The sequence below is a fragment of the Cronobacter condimenti 1330 genome (assembly GCF_001277255.1).
GTDB classification, from domain to species: domain Bacteria; phylum Pseudomonadota; class Gammaproteobacteria; order Enterobacterales; family Enterobacteriaceae; genus Cronobacter; species Cronobacter condimenti.
Window position 1 is genome coordinate 3,275,902 of record NZ_CP012264.1, and the last position, 13,874, is coordinate 3,289,775.

The 13,874-nt window shown below is 57.2% G+C and carries 13 protein-coding genes; 6 read left to right on the plus strand and 7 right to left on the minus strand.

Features of this window, described 5'->3' with window-relative positions; all coding sequences use genetic code 11:
* Positions 1-178 precede the first annotated feature (178 nt).
* Genes rseC through rpoE form a run of 4 tightly spaced genes read right to left on the minus strand, consistent with a single transcriptional unit; the run spans position 179 to position 2,871 of the window.
* Positions 179-658, minus strand: coding sequence for a SoxR-reducing system protein RseC (gene rseC, locus AFK62_RS14955; RefSeq protein ID WP_007664238.1), 480 nt, complete (start codon positions 656-658; stop codon positions 179-181).
* On the minus strand, positions 655-1,608 hold the full coding sequence (gene rseB, locus AFK62_RS14960) for a sigma-E factor regulatory protein RseB (protein WP_032983888.1): 954 nt from the start codon (positions 1,606-1,608) through the stop codon (positions 655-657). Before rseB ends, rseC begins: the two co-directional genes overlap by 4 nt.
* Positions 1,608-2,264 (minus strand): anti-sigma-E factor RseA, encoded by a 657-nt coding sequence (gene rseA, locus AFK62_RS14965; RefSeq protein ID WP_007664242.1) that lies wholly within the window; start codon positions 2,262-2,264, stop codon positions 1,608-1,610. Before rseA ends, rseB begins: the two co-directional genes overlap by 1 nt.
* 31 nt (positions 2,265-2,295) lie before the next feature.
* On the minus strand, positions 2,296-2,871 hold the full coding sequence (rpoE, locus tag AFK62_RS14970; RefSeq protein WP_004387373.1) for an RNA polymerase sigma factor RpoE: 576 nt from the start codon (positions 2,869-2,871) through the stop codon (positions 2,296-2,298).
* A gap of 423 nt (positions 2,872-3,294) precedes the next feature.
* On the opposite strand from rpoE, the gene nadB reads away from it, so the two are divergent.
* Positions 3,295-4,914, plus strand: coding sequence for an L-aspartate oxidase (gene nadB / locus AFK62_RS14975; RefSeq protein ID WP_032983892.1), 1,620 nt, complete (start codon positions 3,295-3,297; stop codon positions 4,912-4,914).
* On the opposite strand, the gene trmN is transcribed toward nadB, so the two are convergent.
* Positions 4,899-5,636, minus strand: coding sequence for a tRNA(1)(Val) (adenine(37)-N(6))-methyltransferase TrmN (gene trmN / locus AFK62_RS14980; RefSeq protein ID WP_032983890.1), 738 nt, complete (start codon positions 5,634-5,636; stop codon positions 4,899-4,901). The genes nadB and trmN overlap by 16 nt on opposite strands.
* Positions 5,637-5,764: 128 nt before the next feature.
* Here trmN and srmB point away from each other — a divergent pair, with 128 nt between their 5' ends.
* Positions 5,765-7,099, plus strand: a complete 1,335-nt coding sequence (srmB, locus tag AFK62_RS14985; RefSeq protein ID WP_007664247.1) for an ATP-dependent RNA helicase SrmB — start codon at positions 5,765-5,767, stop codon at positions 7,097-7,099.
* A 70-nt stretch (positions 7,100-7,169) separates the two neighbouring features.
* Here srmB and grcA read toward each other — a convergent pair whose 3' ends face one another.
* Complete coding sequence (gene grcA / locus AFK62_RS14990; RefSeq protein ID WP_007664249.1) at positions 7,170-7,553, minus strand: autonomous glycyl radical cofactor GrcA; 384 nt, start codon at positions 7,551-7,553, stop codon at positions 7,170-7,172.
* A gap of 306 nt (positions 7,554-7,859) precedes the next feature.
* Between grcA and ung the strand changes: the two genes are divergently transcribed.
* Complete coding sequence (gene ung, locus AFK62_RS14995) at positions 7,860-8,549, plus strand: uracil-DNA glycosylase (protein WP_007664251.1); 690 nt, start codon at positions 7,860-7,862, stop codon at positions 8,547-8,549.
* A 57-nt stretch (positions 8,550-8,606) separates the two neighbouring features.
* Here ung and AFK62_RS15000 read toward each other — a convergent pair whose 3' ends face one another.
* The gene (locus tag AFK62_RS15000) at positions 8,607-9,662 is read right to left on the minus strand and encodes a tRNA/rRNA methyltransferase (RefSeq protein ID WP_007664253.1); all 1,056 of its coding nucleotides are present in this window, start codon (positions 9,660-9,662) and stop codon (positions 8,607-8,609) included.
* Positions 9,663-9,871: 209 nt separating this feature from the next.
* Between AFK62_RS15000 and trxC the strand changes: the two genes are divergently transcribed.
* The 3 genes from trxC to AFK62_RS15015 all read left to right on the plus strand — a co-directional run bounded on the left by trxC (position 9,872) and on the right by AFK62_RS15015 (position 13,764).
* On the plus strand, positions 9,872-10,303 hold the full coding sequence (gene trxC, locus AFK62_RS15005; RefSeq protein ID WP_007664258.1) for a thioredoxin TrxC: 432 nt from the start codon (positions 9,872-9,874) through the stop codon (positions 10,301-10,303).
* A gap of 65 nt (positions 10,304-10,368) precedes the next feature.
* The gene (tapT, locus tag AFK62_RS15010) at positions 10,369-11,070 is read left to right on the plus strand and encodes a tRNA-uridine aminocarboxypropyltransferase (protein ID WP_007664259.1); all 702 of its coding nucleotides are present in this window, start codon (positions 10,369-10,371) and stop codon (positions 11,068-11,070) included.
* A gap of 33 nt (positions 11,071-11,103) precedes the next feature.
* On the plus strand, positions 11,104-13,764 hold the full coding sequence (locus AFK62_RS15015; protein WP_007664261.1) for a bifunctional acetate--CoA ligase family protein/GNAT family N-acetyltransferase: 2,661 nt from the start codon (positions 11,104-11,106) through the stop codon (positions 13,762-13,764).
* Positions 13,765-13,874 lie beyond the last annotated feature (110 nt).

Sequence of the window (13,874 nt, forward strand, 5' to 3'; positions counted from 1 at the left end):
ATAAATCCTGAGAGGCTCGGCGCAACGCGCGGTACTGAGCATGATGTCTCTGGCTGTCTTAGCCTGAAACGCTGCATTCTACACTACAACCAGAAAGCGGGGAAACTGCGTCTCAGGTAAGCATAGACGGCGAATGAAAATCGCAATAAAAGGCGGCGTAAAACAACGCAGCCGGCGGTTACCGGCTGTCTGAGGAGGGTGACGTTTCAACGCGCAGCGCATCCGGCGGCAGGCCGACGCTGAGAATAACCGGCTGCCAGCTTTCGCGGGCCGCAAATTTTGGCGACAGACCGCGCGCCAGCAAAAAACCGCCAGTGCCGCCAAGCACCGCGCCGCAGAGTGCCGCGACATCGGAGCCGAACAGCGCCTGAAAGAGCCCTGCCATGATAAACAGGCCCACCAGCGGCGACAGATAAACCAGCATGGCGGAACCCAGCAGGCTGCTCTCGGCAATACCCAGCTCAACCTTCTGGCCCGCCACCAGCGGCTGCTCGCTTGGTACGTGGATGACGTGCGTATTCTGCGGCCCCAGCTTATTGAGCACACGTGTGCCGCAACTGGCGCGGGAGGCGCAACTGCTGCAGGAGGCTTTCACATCGCAACGTAGTACGGCTTCGCCGTTTTGCCACGACACGACCGTGGCCCACTCTTTGATCATTGAGGTGCCCTGAATTTAATGCTGCTTGCGATACGCTTCGCGGTTGGCGGTGGCAGTTCGCCGACCACCGTGATTTCCGCGTTATCGCGAACTTCAGTACTGACGGTACGTCGCCCGGTGCGAAGCATCTGTTCGCTGCTGTTTGCACTCGCGCGACTGACGTTAATAGAAAAGCTAAACAAACCGTCGGAATAGAGGCGCGATTCAACCGGCGAATCGATGCCAGGCAGCGGCCTGCGGCTGCTAGAAATCTCGGTAAACCCTTGTGGAAGCCACGACGCGGACCAGTTGAACTTCACCTCATCGCCTGCGGGCACAGAGAGCAGCGGCGGCAGTGAGGCTTTCGCTAGATTCTGCATCATCGTGCCGGGTTTATCGTTTACGGTAAATGACACCACGCGGAACTGCTCAAGCGTTTCACCGTCGCGATCCAGCAAATCGACACGCATCGGCAAGCGAGTATCGCTGTCAAGCCAGGCGATGTAACCATAGCGGGTGCCATCGCGCGCGACCACCCGGATCACTTCGCAAAGCCTGTCAGCAATGCGGGTACGCCCAACAGAAATAAAGTCGTAATACGGCGCAAGGCGACGGAAATCGGTATAAACCAGCGAAGGCAATGAATCGACGATGTAATCGCCATTGAGGGTAAACGGCTCAAGTCCCGGCTCGAAATAGCTTATCTCCGTGCCACGCTGTACGACTTCACGGCGCGGTCCGTCGAGCTGCAATAACTGCGCGAGGGGCTTATTGTCGAGCCTGGCGTGGCGGTAGCGTAACGACTCCACACCCTGTTTATTGATGCTGACAAATGAGAGCTCGTAATTGAGTGACTGGCTCGCCAGGTTCATCTGCTGCAACAACGCCTCGGACGAAGCATCCGCCGAGGCGTTGAAGGAAACGAACAGGCTGCCCGCCATAAGAGAGACGGCGCACCAAAGTTGCTTCATTACTGCGATTGAGTTCCTAAAGTCTGATTACCAGGCACTTGTACGGCAGCCTGCTGCGTCTGCGCCTGCTCCAGCTGAAGCTGTTCAGCATGCAGACGGCGTTGCAGTTCGTAATCCTGCAACATCGCATTAATACGACGACGCTGTTCTTGCGCCTGCGGCTGACCGCCCGTAGCATTGGCATCTGCCGTCGGCACGCCCAGGCTAACCGGGCTGGCTTTACCCATCATCGGCAGCGTGTTGAATACCGGCGCTTCCGGCTGTGCGGTCGCGTCTGACTGACCGTTGCCGTTATAGTGCTGAACACCCACAATCACCGCGAGCGACACGCATGCGGCCATACCGACCTGGGTCAGCTGGCTCGCCCACGGGCGTACTTTACGCCAGAAGGGCATTTTCTCCCACTGATGCGGGGCGGGCTGCGATTCAGGAATCAGCGGTACGGCCTGGCGAGCCGGTTCATTTTCGATAGCCGCCATTACTCGCGCGGAAATATCGAAATGAAGCGTTTCGCTAGTATCGCCGCGCAGGGTATCACGGATGAGGTGATAGCTTTCCCAGGTTTGCTGCAGCGCTTTGTCGTTTTCGACGGCGCTCAGCAATTCACTGTCGAGTGCTTCCCCATCCATTAAAGCGGAAAGTTTTTCTTTCTGCATGCTTAATACCTTTTCCAGTATCCCGCTATCGTCAACGCCTGATAAGCGGTTGAACTTTATTATCAATGGCCTCCCGCGCACGGAATATGCGGGAGCGAACCGTACCGACCGGGCAATCCATAATAGCTGCTATCTCTTCATAGCTTAGGCCATCCAACTCCCGCAACGTAATTGCCATGCGTAAATCTTCCGGGAGCGACTCAATGGTACGGAATACAATCTGTCTCAGTTCCTCAGACAACATTAAGTTCTCTGGGTTCGAAATTTCTTTCAACGCGCCGCCGCTTTCGAAGTTTTCCGCCTCATTGGCGTCTACATCACTGGAAGGCGGGCGACGGCCCTGTGCAACTAAATAGTTTTTTGCCGTGTTCACGGCGATACGATAAAGCCAGGTATAAAACGCGCTGTCGCCACGAAAAGAATCAAACGCGCGCCAGGCTTTAACAAAAGATTCCTGAACAACATCAGAGACGTCGCCTGAGGGGACATAGCGGGATACCAGATTCGCAACCTTATGCTGGTAACGAATAACCAGTAAATTAAAGGCTTTCTGATCTCCCTTCTGGACCCGTTCGACAAGGACCTGATCCGTTAACTGCTCGCTCATCCGAGGTAATGTCTCCCCAAACCTAAATTTCCACGCGTAATCGAAATGCCACCCGAACTCTGCACTGTGAGCAAGCAGAAGCTTAGAGCGCCGGTTAACCGGAAAGTTCCGTTACGCCTTTGTTTTTGTGCAGCAATTGCGAACGCCGATTCTACTCATTATATGTTCACAATCTGAATGACCGCCTGTCAGGACTGTATTTTGTTGCACAGGCTGTTGCAGGGTAACGCAACCCCGGTCTTTTTTCACGCTTAAATCTGCGGGATGCGCGGCAGCGCGCCGCGTTTTCAGGAGGTCATCAGGCCCATAAGCAGGATGTCGTTCGCGTGTTTAGCCATTGCAACGCAGATTAAAAAAATCGTGTTTGATTTCGCATTCTGGTGCTATGCTGGCCAAACATTGTTTAGTAAATTAAACACCGCGATGAACACGACAACTGAACTTCACTGTGATGTGCTGATTGTAGGCAGCGGCGCCGCCGGTCTTTCCCTGGCGCTGCGTCTGGCGGAACATAGCCAGGTGATGGTATTGAGCAAGGGTCCGCTGAGCGAAGGCTCCACCTTTTATGCGCAGGGCGGGATCGCCGCAGTATTTGACGAAACCGACAGCATCGCCTCGCACGTGGAGGACACACTTATCGCTGGCGCAGGCCTGTGCGATCGCGACGCCGTGGAGTTTGTTGCGAGCAACGCCCGTCACTGCGTTCAGTGGCTTATCGATCAGGGGGTGCTGTTTGATACCGAAGTGCAGTCAAATGGCGAAGAGAGTTATCACCTCACACGTGAAGGCGGTCACAGCCACCGGCGCATTCTGCATGCGGCGGACGCCACCGGCAAGGCGGTCGCCACCACGCTGATGGATCAGGCGCTAAGCCACCCTAACATCCGTATTCTTGAGCGCCACAACGCCGTCGACTTAATTATTTCCGATAAAATCGGTCTGCCGGGCACCCGCCGCGTGGTCGGCGCGTGGATCTGGAACCGTAATAAAGAAGAAGTCGAAACCTGCCGCGCGAAAGCCGTTGTGCTCGCGACCGGCGGCGCGTCAAAAGTGTATCAGTACACCACCAACCCGGACATCGCCTCGGGCGACGGCATTGCGATGGCCTGGCGTGCCGGGTGCCGCGTCGCCAACCTGGAATTCAACCAGTTCCACCCCACCGCCCTGTTTCATCCGCAGGCGCGCAATTTTCTCCTGACCGAGGCGCTGCGCGGTGAAGGCGCCTATTTAAAACGTCCCGACGGTAGCCGGTTTATGCAGGAATTTGACGCACGTGCCGAGCTTGCGCCGCGCGACGTTGTGGCGCGCGCCATTGACCATGAAATGAAGCGTCTCGGCGCTGACTGCATGTATCTGGATATCAGCCACAAACCGGAGGCGTTTGTTCGCCAGCACTTCCCGACGATCTATGAAAAGCTGCTGGGACTGGGCATCGATTTGACCAAAGACCCCGTGCCGGTGGTGCCTGCCGCGCACTATACCTGCGGCGGCGTAATGGTTGATGAACATGGCCGCACCGATGTCGACGGGCTTTACGCGATTGGCGAAGTGACCTACACCGGGCTGCACGGCGCAAACCGCATGGCCTCGAACTCGCTGCTGGAGTGCCTGGTTTACGGCTGGTCAGCTGCGGAAGATATCCGTCTGCGTCTGCCCTACGCCCGCGACGTTAAAACACTGCCCGCGTGGGACGAAAGCCGTGTGGAACACCCCGATGAACTGGTGGTGTTACAGCATAACTGGCACGAGCTACGGCTCTTTATGTGGGATTACGTGGGCATCGTGCGAACCACTAAACGCCTTGAACGGGCGTTGCGGCGCATCACGATGTTGCAGCAAGAGATAGAGGAGTACTACGCGAATTTCCGCGTCTCCAACAATCTGCTGGAGCTGCGCAATCTGGTTCAGGTGGCGGAACTTATCGTGCGCTGCGCGATGATGCGCAAGGAGAGCCGGGGCCTGCATTATACACTGGATTACCCTGAAGCCCTGCCGGAATCCGGCCCTTCCATACTCTCGCCGCTGGTTCACATAAACAGATAGAACGCTTGCGTGAGGGCGCTGTAAGCATCGGAATAGCGCTGATCCGCCCGACGGATCAGCAAATCATCACAGAAGCATTCACCTGCCGCCGGGGAAAACGCCAGCAGTACCCGGTGCGGCAACTTGCCTTCGTTTTCCGCCACATCGGTACGCAGACGGAGATGCCAGCCTTGTTCAACGGCCAGACGACTGAACGCCTCGCCGCTGCTTTCCGGCAGTACCACGCAGAAAAACCCTTCTTCAGTAATAAGTTCAGCCGCGCAGACAAGCAGCGTGCCGTGATCGAGCGTCGTGGTGTAACGCGCCTGTTCGCGGGCCGGCGTGGCGCAGGCGACGCCTTTGTCATAATACGGCGGGTTGCTGACAATAAGGTCGTAACGCTGCGTCTGCTGCAGCGTCCAGGGCTGAATATCAGCGCAGTGCACCTCAATACGCGTCGCCCACGGCGAGGCATCAACATTTTCCCGCGCCTGTTCTGCCGCGTCGGTATCAAGTTCGACGGCGTCGAGCGTCACCGCATCAGACGTGCGCTGCGCCAGCATTAATGTTAACAGCCCGCTGCCCGCGCCGATGTCCAGCACCCGCTGCGCTTTCGCAACCGGCGCCCATGCGCCCAGCAGGATGCCGTCGGTGCCGACTTTCATGGCACAGCGATCGTGGGCGACAAAAAATTGTTTGAAGGTAAAGCCGTTGCGGCGTAGTGGTGTTTTTAGCTGAGACATCATGCGGACCTGGTAACAAAACCGCTGTAGCATAGGCGAAAGCGCCACCGGGGAAAAGGAGAAGCCGGGAAAGGGATGAACATTGGGCGCTGAACGTCTATAATCTGCGCCCCACACTGAGGTAGAAAATGACTGTAACCACTTTTTCCGAACTTGAACTTGATGAAAGCCTGCTGGACGCGCTCCAGGATAAAGGCTTCACCCGCCCGACCGCTATCCAGGCGGCCGCCATTCCGCCTGCGCTCGACGGGCGTGATGTGCTCGGTTCTGCGCCGACAGGCACCGGTAAAACGGCAGCTTATCTGTTGCCGGCGTTGCAGCATCTGCTCGACTTCCCTCGCAAAAAATCCGGGCCGCCGCGTATTCTCATCCTGACGCCGACCCGCGAACTCGCGATGCAGGTCGCCGAGCAGGCGCGTGAACTGGCAAAACACACGCACCTGGATATCGCCACGATCACCGGCGGTGTGGCGTATATGAACCATGCGGAAGTCTTCAGCGAGAATCAGGATATTGTGGTCGCCACTACGGGGCGTTTGCTGCAATACATTAAAGAAGAAAACTTTGACTGCCGCGCGGTGGAAACGCTGATCCTTGATGAAGCCGACCGTATGCTGGACATGGGCTTCGCGCAGGATATCGAAACCATTGCGGGGGAAACCCGCTGGCGCAAACAGACACTGCTCTTCTCCGCCACGCTTGAAGGCGATGCGATTAAAGATTTCGCCGAGCGACTGCTAGAAGAGCCGGTGGAAGTCTCTGCCACGCCGTCCACTCGCGAACGTAAGAAAATCCACCAGTGGTATTACCGCGCCGATAACATCGAACATAAAACCGCGCTGCTGGTGCATCTGCTGAAACAACCGGAAGCCAGCCGCTCTATCGTGTTTGTCCGTAAGCGCGAGCGCGTGCATGAGCTGGCGAATTTACTGCGCGAAGCCGGCATCAATAACTGTTATCTCGAAGGTGAGATGGTACAGGTGAAGCGTAACGAAGCGATCAAGCGTCTGACCGATGGCCGCGTTAATGTACTGATCGCGACCGACGTTGCCGCACGCGGTATTGATATCCCCGATGTCAGCCACGTGATCAACTTCGATATGCCACGCACCGCCGATACCTACCTGCACCGTATTGGTCGTACCGCTCGCGCCGGGCGTAAAGGCACCGCGATTTCACTGGTAGAAGCGCACGATCATCTGCTGCTGGGGAAAGTGGGTCGTTACCTCAACGAACCGCTGAAAGCGCGTGTGATTGATGAACTGCGCCCGACCACCCGCGCGCCGAGCGAAAAGCTCACCGGCAAGCCATCCAAAAAAACGCTCGCCAAACGCGAAGAAAAGAAAAAAGAGAAAGAAAAAGAGAAGCCGCGTGTGAAAAAACGTCACCGCGACACCAAAAATATCGGCAAGCGCCGCAAGCCGAGCGGGAATACGACGCCATCGTCGGATAACGCAGAGTGATAATAAAACCGCCAGCAGATGCTGGCGGTTTTTTTGTGCTGTCGGCGTGTCGCCGTTTACCCGGCCTGGCTTACAGGCTTTCGGTAAAGGTACGAGCGATAACGTCGCGCTGCTGTTCCGGGGTAAGCGAGTTAAAGCGCACCGCATAGCCAGATACACGAATGGTGAGCTGCGGGTATTTTTCCGGGTGTTTCACCGCATCTTCCAGTGTTTCACGGCGCAGCACGTTGACGTTCAGATGCTGACCGCCTTCCACACGCACTTCCGGTTTGATTTCCATCGGAATTTCACGGTATTCGAACTGGCCAAGCTGGCTGACCGGCACGATGTCGTCTTCAGTGAAACCTGCTTTAGCGCATACGCAGCGCGCTTCGCCTTTTTCGTTATCGAGCAGCCAGAACGAATTCAACAGATCGTCATTTGCAGCTTTAGTAATCTGGATACCAGTGATCATAATTTGCCTCCCTGTGGGCTTGTTTGATGCGTTCAGCCAGCGGGTATTGAGACAGGCGGCTGGCTAATTGGTAAAACCAATGTTGTCTTATTGTTTTATATACCACCAAAGGGCGTTCATTCTTTGATTTAAATCAATATAAACCCCTTGCGATGTAGGGTTATAAACTAAAAGAATTGTTTTACATCAACTTAGCCCATGCGCGACCGCTTAAGAATTTTGTAAAGCTTCGTCAGACGCCGCCCCGTTTTGTTCTTCGGAAATAAGGCGTTAAGCTTAGGAAACAGAAAATCGCAGGAGAGCGAGATGACCGCTAAACTCACCTGGCACGACGTGCTGGCCGACGAGAAAGAAAAGCCCTACTTCAAGAAGATCCTGACGACAGTCGCCGCCGAGCGCGATGCGGGCGTCACTATCTACCCACCGCAAAAAGATGTTTTTAACGCTTTTCGGTTCACCGAACTTGGCGATGTGAAGGTCGTTATTCTTGGTCAGGATCCCTACCACGGTCCCGGCCAGGCGCATGGCCTGGCGTTTTCCGTGCGGCCCGGCATCGCCCCGCCGCCGTCGCTTGTGAATATGTATAAAGAGCTGGCGCAGTCGGTGCCAGGTTTTACCCGCCCTGCGCACGGCTATTTAGAAAGCTGGGCGCGTCAGGGCGTGATGCTGCTGAATACCGTGCTGACCGTTCAGGCGGGGAAAGCGCACTCGCATGCCAACCTCGGCTGGGAGACCTTTACCGATAAAGTGATCTCGCTGATTAACGAGCACCGTGAAGGCGTGGTGTTTCTGCTGTGGGGCTCACATGCCCAGAAAAAAGGCGCGATTATCGACCGCGATCGTCATCACGTTTTGCAGGCGCCGCATCCGTCGCCGCTTTCCGCGCATCGCGGGTTCTTCGGTTGCGGCCATTTTGTGAAAACGAATGAATATCTGCAAAGCCGCGGCGAAGCGCCCATCGACTGGATGCCTGTCCTCCCCGAAGAAGCCCAATAAAAAACCTCCCGCAGGAGGTTTTATCGTCTATCGCGCCAGCCTCACGCTGGCGTTTTTTTACGCTTTATTCTGACGCCACCATTCGGCCAGCAGAACGCCGGTCGCCACGGACACGTTCAGGCTTTCCACATTGCCGGTACCGTCGATAGACAGGCTTAGATCGGCATTCGCAAGCGTTGCTTCTGAGATCCCTTCGCTTTCCTGGCCCAGCACCAGCACCATTTTTTTCGGCAGCGTCGCTTTAAAGAGCGGCGTGCCTTTGTGGCTGGAGGTCGTCACGATGGCGTAACCCGCCGCGCGGAACTGCGCCAGCGCCTCGCTGAAGCTGTCGCCGGTGATTGGCTCTACATGCTCAGCCCCCCCCTCCGCAGTACGAACCGCCGCGCCGGATTCCAGCAGCGAAGCATCCTGAACGACCACGCCTTTCACACCGAAGTGCGCGCAGCTGCGCACAATCGCGCCGAGGTTATGCGGGTTGCCCACATCTTCCAGCGCCAGCACGCAATCTTCTTCGCCCGCCTGCGTCAGCCACTGGTCGACGCTCGCGCCGCTGCGTTTTTTAATCAGGAAGCAGACGCCGCCGTGATGTTCGGTGCCGGAGGCTTTGGTCAGCTCAGCATCATCCACGACATGGTACGCTTTGCGATTAGCCGCCATCCAGCGCAGCGCTTCTTTAAAGCGCGGCGTCACGCTCTGGATAAACCAGGCACGAACAATGGATTCGGGACGGCTCTGGAACAGCGCCTGGCAGGCATTTTCACCATACACGCGCGTCTCTTCGGCGCGCTGGCGGCGCAGCACTTCCGGATCGATAAAACTTTTACCGCTGATGCCGCCATGATCCGGCTTCGCAGGCGCTTCAGCGCCCGGTGCGCGGGAAACAGTACGCCACGGCGATGCATCGCGGTCACGGTCACGATCACGGCCGCGTTCACGATCGGCTGGTCTGTCACTGCGCGCAGCACGACGACCACCTTCCGGTTTACCCGCCGGGGAAGGACGCCCACCGCCTTTTCCGGTACGCGGGTTTGAGCTGCGTTTGTCCGTGTTTTCATCACTGCGGACATACATCACTTTGACCTTGCCGCTCTTGCCTTTAAATTCGTCGTTCATGCTTTTCTCCACCTGCGCTGCGCGAAGCGCGCAGATTACCCGATGTATCCACGCTTAGCCATTCTTTCACGCAAAAGCTAATAACTATTGTACTCATTGGATAAAACGGTTTGAGCCAGGAAACATTGTTGCAGATACTACGTAACATTATCGAAACATAGCCGACGTTTCGCCGTCGGTTTCTGTCACCTGTAACCCAGAGGTTAGCTATGAATACCGTTTGTGCCGCTTGCCAGACTGTCAATCGCGTCGAAGAAGAGCGTATTGAAGACGGCGCGAAGTGCGGCCGCTGTGGCCACGCGCTGTTTGACGGCGAAGTGATTAATGCCACCAGCGAAACGCTGGATCAGCTGCTTAAAGATGACCTGCCGGTAGTCATTGATTTTTGGGCGCCATGGTGCGGCCCGTGCCGTAGCTTTGCGCCTGTTTTTGAAGATGTCGCTGATGAACGCCGCGGCAAAATGCGCTTTGTGAAAGTGAACACCGAAGCAGAGCAGGCCCTGAGCGCCCGTTTTCGTATCCGCAGCATTCCGACCATCATGATGTTTAAAAATGGCCAAATGGTGGACATGCTCAACGGCGCCGTGCCGAAAGCGCCTTTCGACAGCTGGCTGAACGAAGCCGTCAACGAAGCCGTCTGATGCTACGGGGCGCCGCTTGTGCCCCGTGGTTCCCTCTGCGACAATGGCGTTTTTGCCGACTCTCCATGACTGAAAACGCCGTTCTTCGCCTGCGCGCCGAGCGCCTGGCGCGCGCCACTCGCCCTTTTCTCGCCCGCGGTAACCGCGTACGACGCTGCCAGCGTTGTCTGCTGCCGATGGCCCATTGTTTATGCGACACGCTGCAACCCCAGCAGGCCCGCAGCCGTTTCTGTCTGGTGATGTTCGACACCGAGCCGATGAAACCGAGCAATACCGGGCGTTTGATCGCTGACATTCTGCCGGATACCGCGGCGTTCCAGTGGTCGCGTACCGAACCGCCCGCCGCACTGCTGGAGATGGTCGCCAATCCCGATTTTCAGCCGATGGTGGTGTTTCCGGCCTCTTATGCGGATCCGGGCCGTGAAGTGCTGAGCGTTTCGCCACGCACCGGCAAGCCGCCGCTGTTTATTATGCTCGACGGCACCTGGACCGAAGCGCGCAAAATGTTTCGCAAAAGCCCGTATCTTGATGCGCTGCCGGTTATCTCCGTGGATTTAACGCGGGTGTCGGCCTATCAGCTACGCGAAGCGCACGCCGACGGCCAGTACTGCACGGCAGAAGTGGCGATAGCGCTGCTGGACGGCGCGGGCGACACGGCGGCGGCGCAAGGCTTAAGCGAGCACTTCGCGCTGTTTCGTGAGCGTTATCTTGCCGGTAAACCTCATCATCAGGGCAGCATCACAGCAGCGCAGGCAGAAAGCGTTTAAAATCATCAGTTCACTTCGACGCCGGAGGAAATGATGAGCCAACGTGGCCTGGAAGCACTGTTACGACCGAAATCGATAGCCGTCGTCGGCGCATCAATGAAACCCGATCGCGCGGGGTTTCTGATGATGCGCAATTTGCTGGCAGGCGGCTTTAGCGGGCCTATCCTCCCGGTCACGCCCGCCTGGAAAGCGGTCTGCGGCGTACTGGCCTGGCCTGATGTCGCAAGCCTGCCGTTTACGCCCGACCTTGCTGTACTTTGCACCCACGCGACGCGCAATCTGGCATTGCTGGAGGCGCTTGACGAGAGAGGGTGTAAAACCTGTCTTGTGCTCTCTTCTCCACCGGAACAACATGCCGAGCTACTGGCATGCGCGGCGCGCTTTCAGATGCGTCTGCTCGGCCCGAACAGCCTGGGGCTGCTGGCGCCGTGGCAGGGACTGAACGCGAGCTTCTCGCCAGTGCCAATCCGCAAGGGCAAGCTCGCGTTTATTTCGCAGTCTGCGGCAGTCTCCAATACCATTCTTGACTGGGCGCAGCAGCGTCAGTTGGGTTTCTCCTGGTTTATCGCGCTTGGCGACAGCCTGGATATCGACGTCGATGAGTTACTTGATTACCTGGCGCGTGACAGCAAAACCAGCGCCATTCTGCTCTATCTCGAACAACTGAGCGACGCGCGGCGTTTTGTCTCGGCCGCACGCAGCGCCTCGCGCAATAAACCGATTCTGGTTATCAAAAGTGGTCGCAGCCCCAGTGCAAGACGCCTGCTCAATACGCACGCCGGGCTGGACGCGGCGTGGGACGCTGCCATTCAGCGCGCCGGTCTGCTGCGCGTGCAGGATACCCATGAGCTTTTCTCGGCGGTAGAAACTTTAAGCCATATGCGCCCGCTGCGCGGCGAGCGGCTGATGATAGTCAGCAACGGTGCCGCGCCGGCTGCGCTGGCGCTGGATGAGCTCTGGTTGCGCCAGGGCAAACTTGCCACACTTGATGACGCGATGCTCACGCGCCTGCAACAACAATTGCCGGAAGGCATCCGCGCGGGCAATCCACTCGATCTGCGCGACGACGCTACGCCTGCACGCTATCTGAAAACCATCGAAGCGCTGCTGGAAAGTCACGATTTTGATGCGCTGATGGTGATCCACTCCCCCAGCGCGGCCGCGCCCGGCAGTGAAAGCGCCCGTGCGTTGATTGAGCTTTTTAACCGCCATCCACGAGGAAAGTACGTAACGCTTATTACCAACTGGGGCGGCGAGTATTCGTCCCAGGAGGCACGTCATCTCTTCAGCGAAGCGGGCATTCCGACCTATCGTACGCCGGAAGGTGCCGTCACGGCTTTTATGCATATGGTGGAATACCGCCGTAACCAGAAACAGTTGCGCGAAACGCCGGCGCTGCCGGCGACGCTCACGGCGGATACCGCTCAGGCGCACCGGCTGTTGCAGCAGGCGTGCGCCGACGGCGTGTCGCAACTCGACACCCATGAAGTGCGCCCGATACTGGAAGCTTACGGCCTGCAAACGCTGCCGACCTGGATTGCAGGCGACAGCGCCGAAGCGGTACATATTGCTGAACAGATCGGCTACCCCGTAGCGCTGAAACTGCGCTCGCCGGATATTCCGCATAAATCGGAGGTTCAGGGCGTGATGCTGTATCTGCGCACCGCACATGAGGTGCAGCGCGCGGCAGATGCGATGCTTGACCGGGTGAAAATGGCATGGCCCCAGGCGCGCATTCATGGCCTGCTGGTACAGAGCATGGCGAACCGCGCAGGCGCGCAGGAGTTACGGGTGGTCGTTGAGCACGATCCTGTGTTCGGGCCGCTGATTATGCTCGGCGAAGGCGGCGTGGAGTGGCGAGCAGAAGAACAAGCGGCGGTGGCGCTGCCGCCGCTGAATATGAATCTGGCGCGCTATCTGGTTATTCAGGCTATCAAAAGCGGCAAGATACGCGGACGCAGCGCGTTGCGCCCGCTCGATATTCCAGGGTTAAGCCAGTTGCTGGTGCGGGTTTCTAACCTGGTCGTGGATTGCCCGGAAATCGCGCGACTTGATATTCACCCACTGCTTGCCTCAGGCGGTGAATTCACCGCGCTTGACGTGACGCTGCAACTCGAACCCTTTAGCGGTGACGCGGACGCCCGACTGGCGGTTCGCCCCTATCCGCATCGTTTAGAAGAGTGGGTGGCGCTTAAAAACGGCGAGCGCTGTTTGTTCCGCCCGATCCTTCCTGAGGATGAACCTCAACTGCAACGTTTTATCTCACAGGTGACAAAAGAGGATCTTTATTACCGTTACTTTAGCGAGATCAATGAATTTACCCATGATGATTTAGCCAATATGACCCAGATCGACTACGATCGAGAAATGGCCTTTGTGGCGGTGCGTCAGCAGGCGGACAGCGAGGAGATCATCGGCGTCACCCGCGCGATTTCCGACCCCGACAATATTGATGCTGAGTTCGCCGTTCTGGTCCGCTCCGATTTAAAAGGGCTTGGCCTGGGGCGTCGGCTGCTGGAAAAGCTTATCGCCTATACCCGCGATCACGGCCTGTCGCGGCTAAACGGCATCACGATGCCGCATAATCAGGGTATGGTGGCGCTCGCCCGCAAGCTTGGGTTTAGCGTCAATATTCAGCTCGATGAAGGCATTGTCGGACTGAGCCTCGCGCTGAATAAACCGGCCGATTCGTGAGTAAGGTACTGGAAATGTTGACCACATTTTTGGACAGTAATGGTATTATCGTCCGCTTCAGTCGTCTGCATTGCACAGAAGACCATCCACTTCAGAGAAGATATGCACTG

What these genes read in the sequence shown, in the direction of transcription:
- rseC (WP_007664238.1), bottom strand. Translation starts at nt 658, where the DNA reads ATGATCAAAGAGTGGGCCACGGTCGTGTCGTGGCAAAACGGCGAAGCC.
- rseB (WP_032983888.1), bottom strand. Translation starts at nt 1,608, where the DNA reads ATGAAGCAACTTTGGTGCGCCGTCTCTCTTATGGCGGGCAGCCTGTTC.
- rseA (WP_007664242.1), bottom strand. Translation starts at nt 2,264, where the DNA reads ATGCAGAAAGAAAAACTTTCCGCTTTAATGGATGGGGAAGCACTCGAC.
- rpoE (WP_004387373.1), bottom strand. Translation starts at nt 2,871, where the DNA reads ATGAGCGAGCAGTTAACGGATCAGGTCCTTGTCGAACGGGTCCAGAAG.
- nadB (WP_032983892.1), top strand. Translation starts at nt 3,295, where the DNA reads ATGAACACGACAACTGAACTTCACTGTGATGTGCTGATTGTAGGCAGC.
- trmN (WP_032983890.1), bottom strand. Translation starts at nt 5,636, where the DNA reads ATGTCTCAGCTAAAAACACCACTACGCCGCAACGGCTTTACCTTCAAA.
- srmB (WP_007664247.1), top strand. Translation starts at nt 5,765, where the DNA reads ATGACTGTAACCACTTTTTCCGAACTTGAACTTGATGAAAGCCTGCTG.
- grcA (WP_007664249.1), bottom strand. Translation starts at nt 7,553, where the DNA reads ATGATCACTGGTATCCAGATTACTAAAGCTGCAAATGACGATCTGTTG.
- ung (WP_007664251.1), top strand. Translation starts at nt 7,860, where the DNA reads ATGACCGCTAAACTCACCTGGCACGACGTGCTGGCCGACGAGAAAGAA.
- AFK62_RS15000 (WP_007664253.1), bottom strand. Translation starts at nt 9,662, where the DNA reads ATGAACGACGAATTTAAAGGCAAGAGCGGCAAGGTCAAAGTGATGTAT.
- trxC (WP_007664258.1), top strand. Translation starts at nt 9,872, where the DNA reads ATGAATACCGTTTGTGCCGCTTGCCAGACTGTCAATCGCGTCGAAGAA.
- tapT (WP_007664259.1), top strand. Translation starts at nt 10,369, where the DNA reads ATGACTGAAAACGCCGTTCTTCGCCTGCGCGCCGAGCGCCTGGCGCGC.
- AFK62_RS15015 (WP_007664261.1), top strand. Translation starts at nt 11,104, where the DNA reads ATGAGCCAACGTGGCCTGGAAGCACTGTTACGACCGAAATCGATAGCC.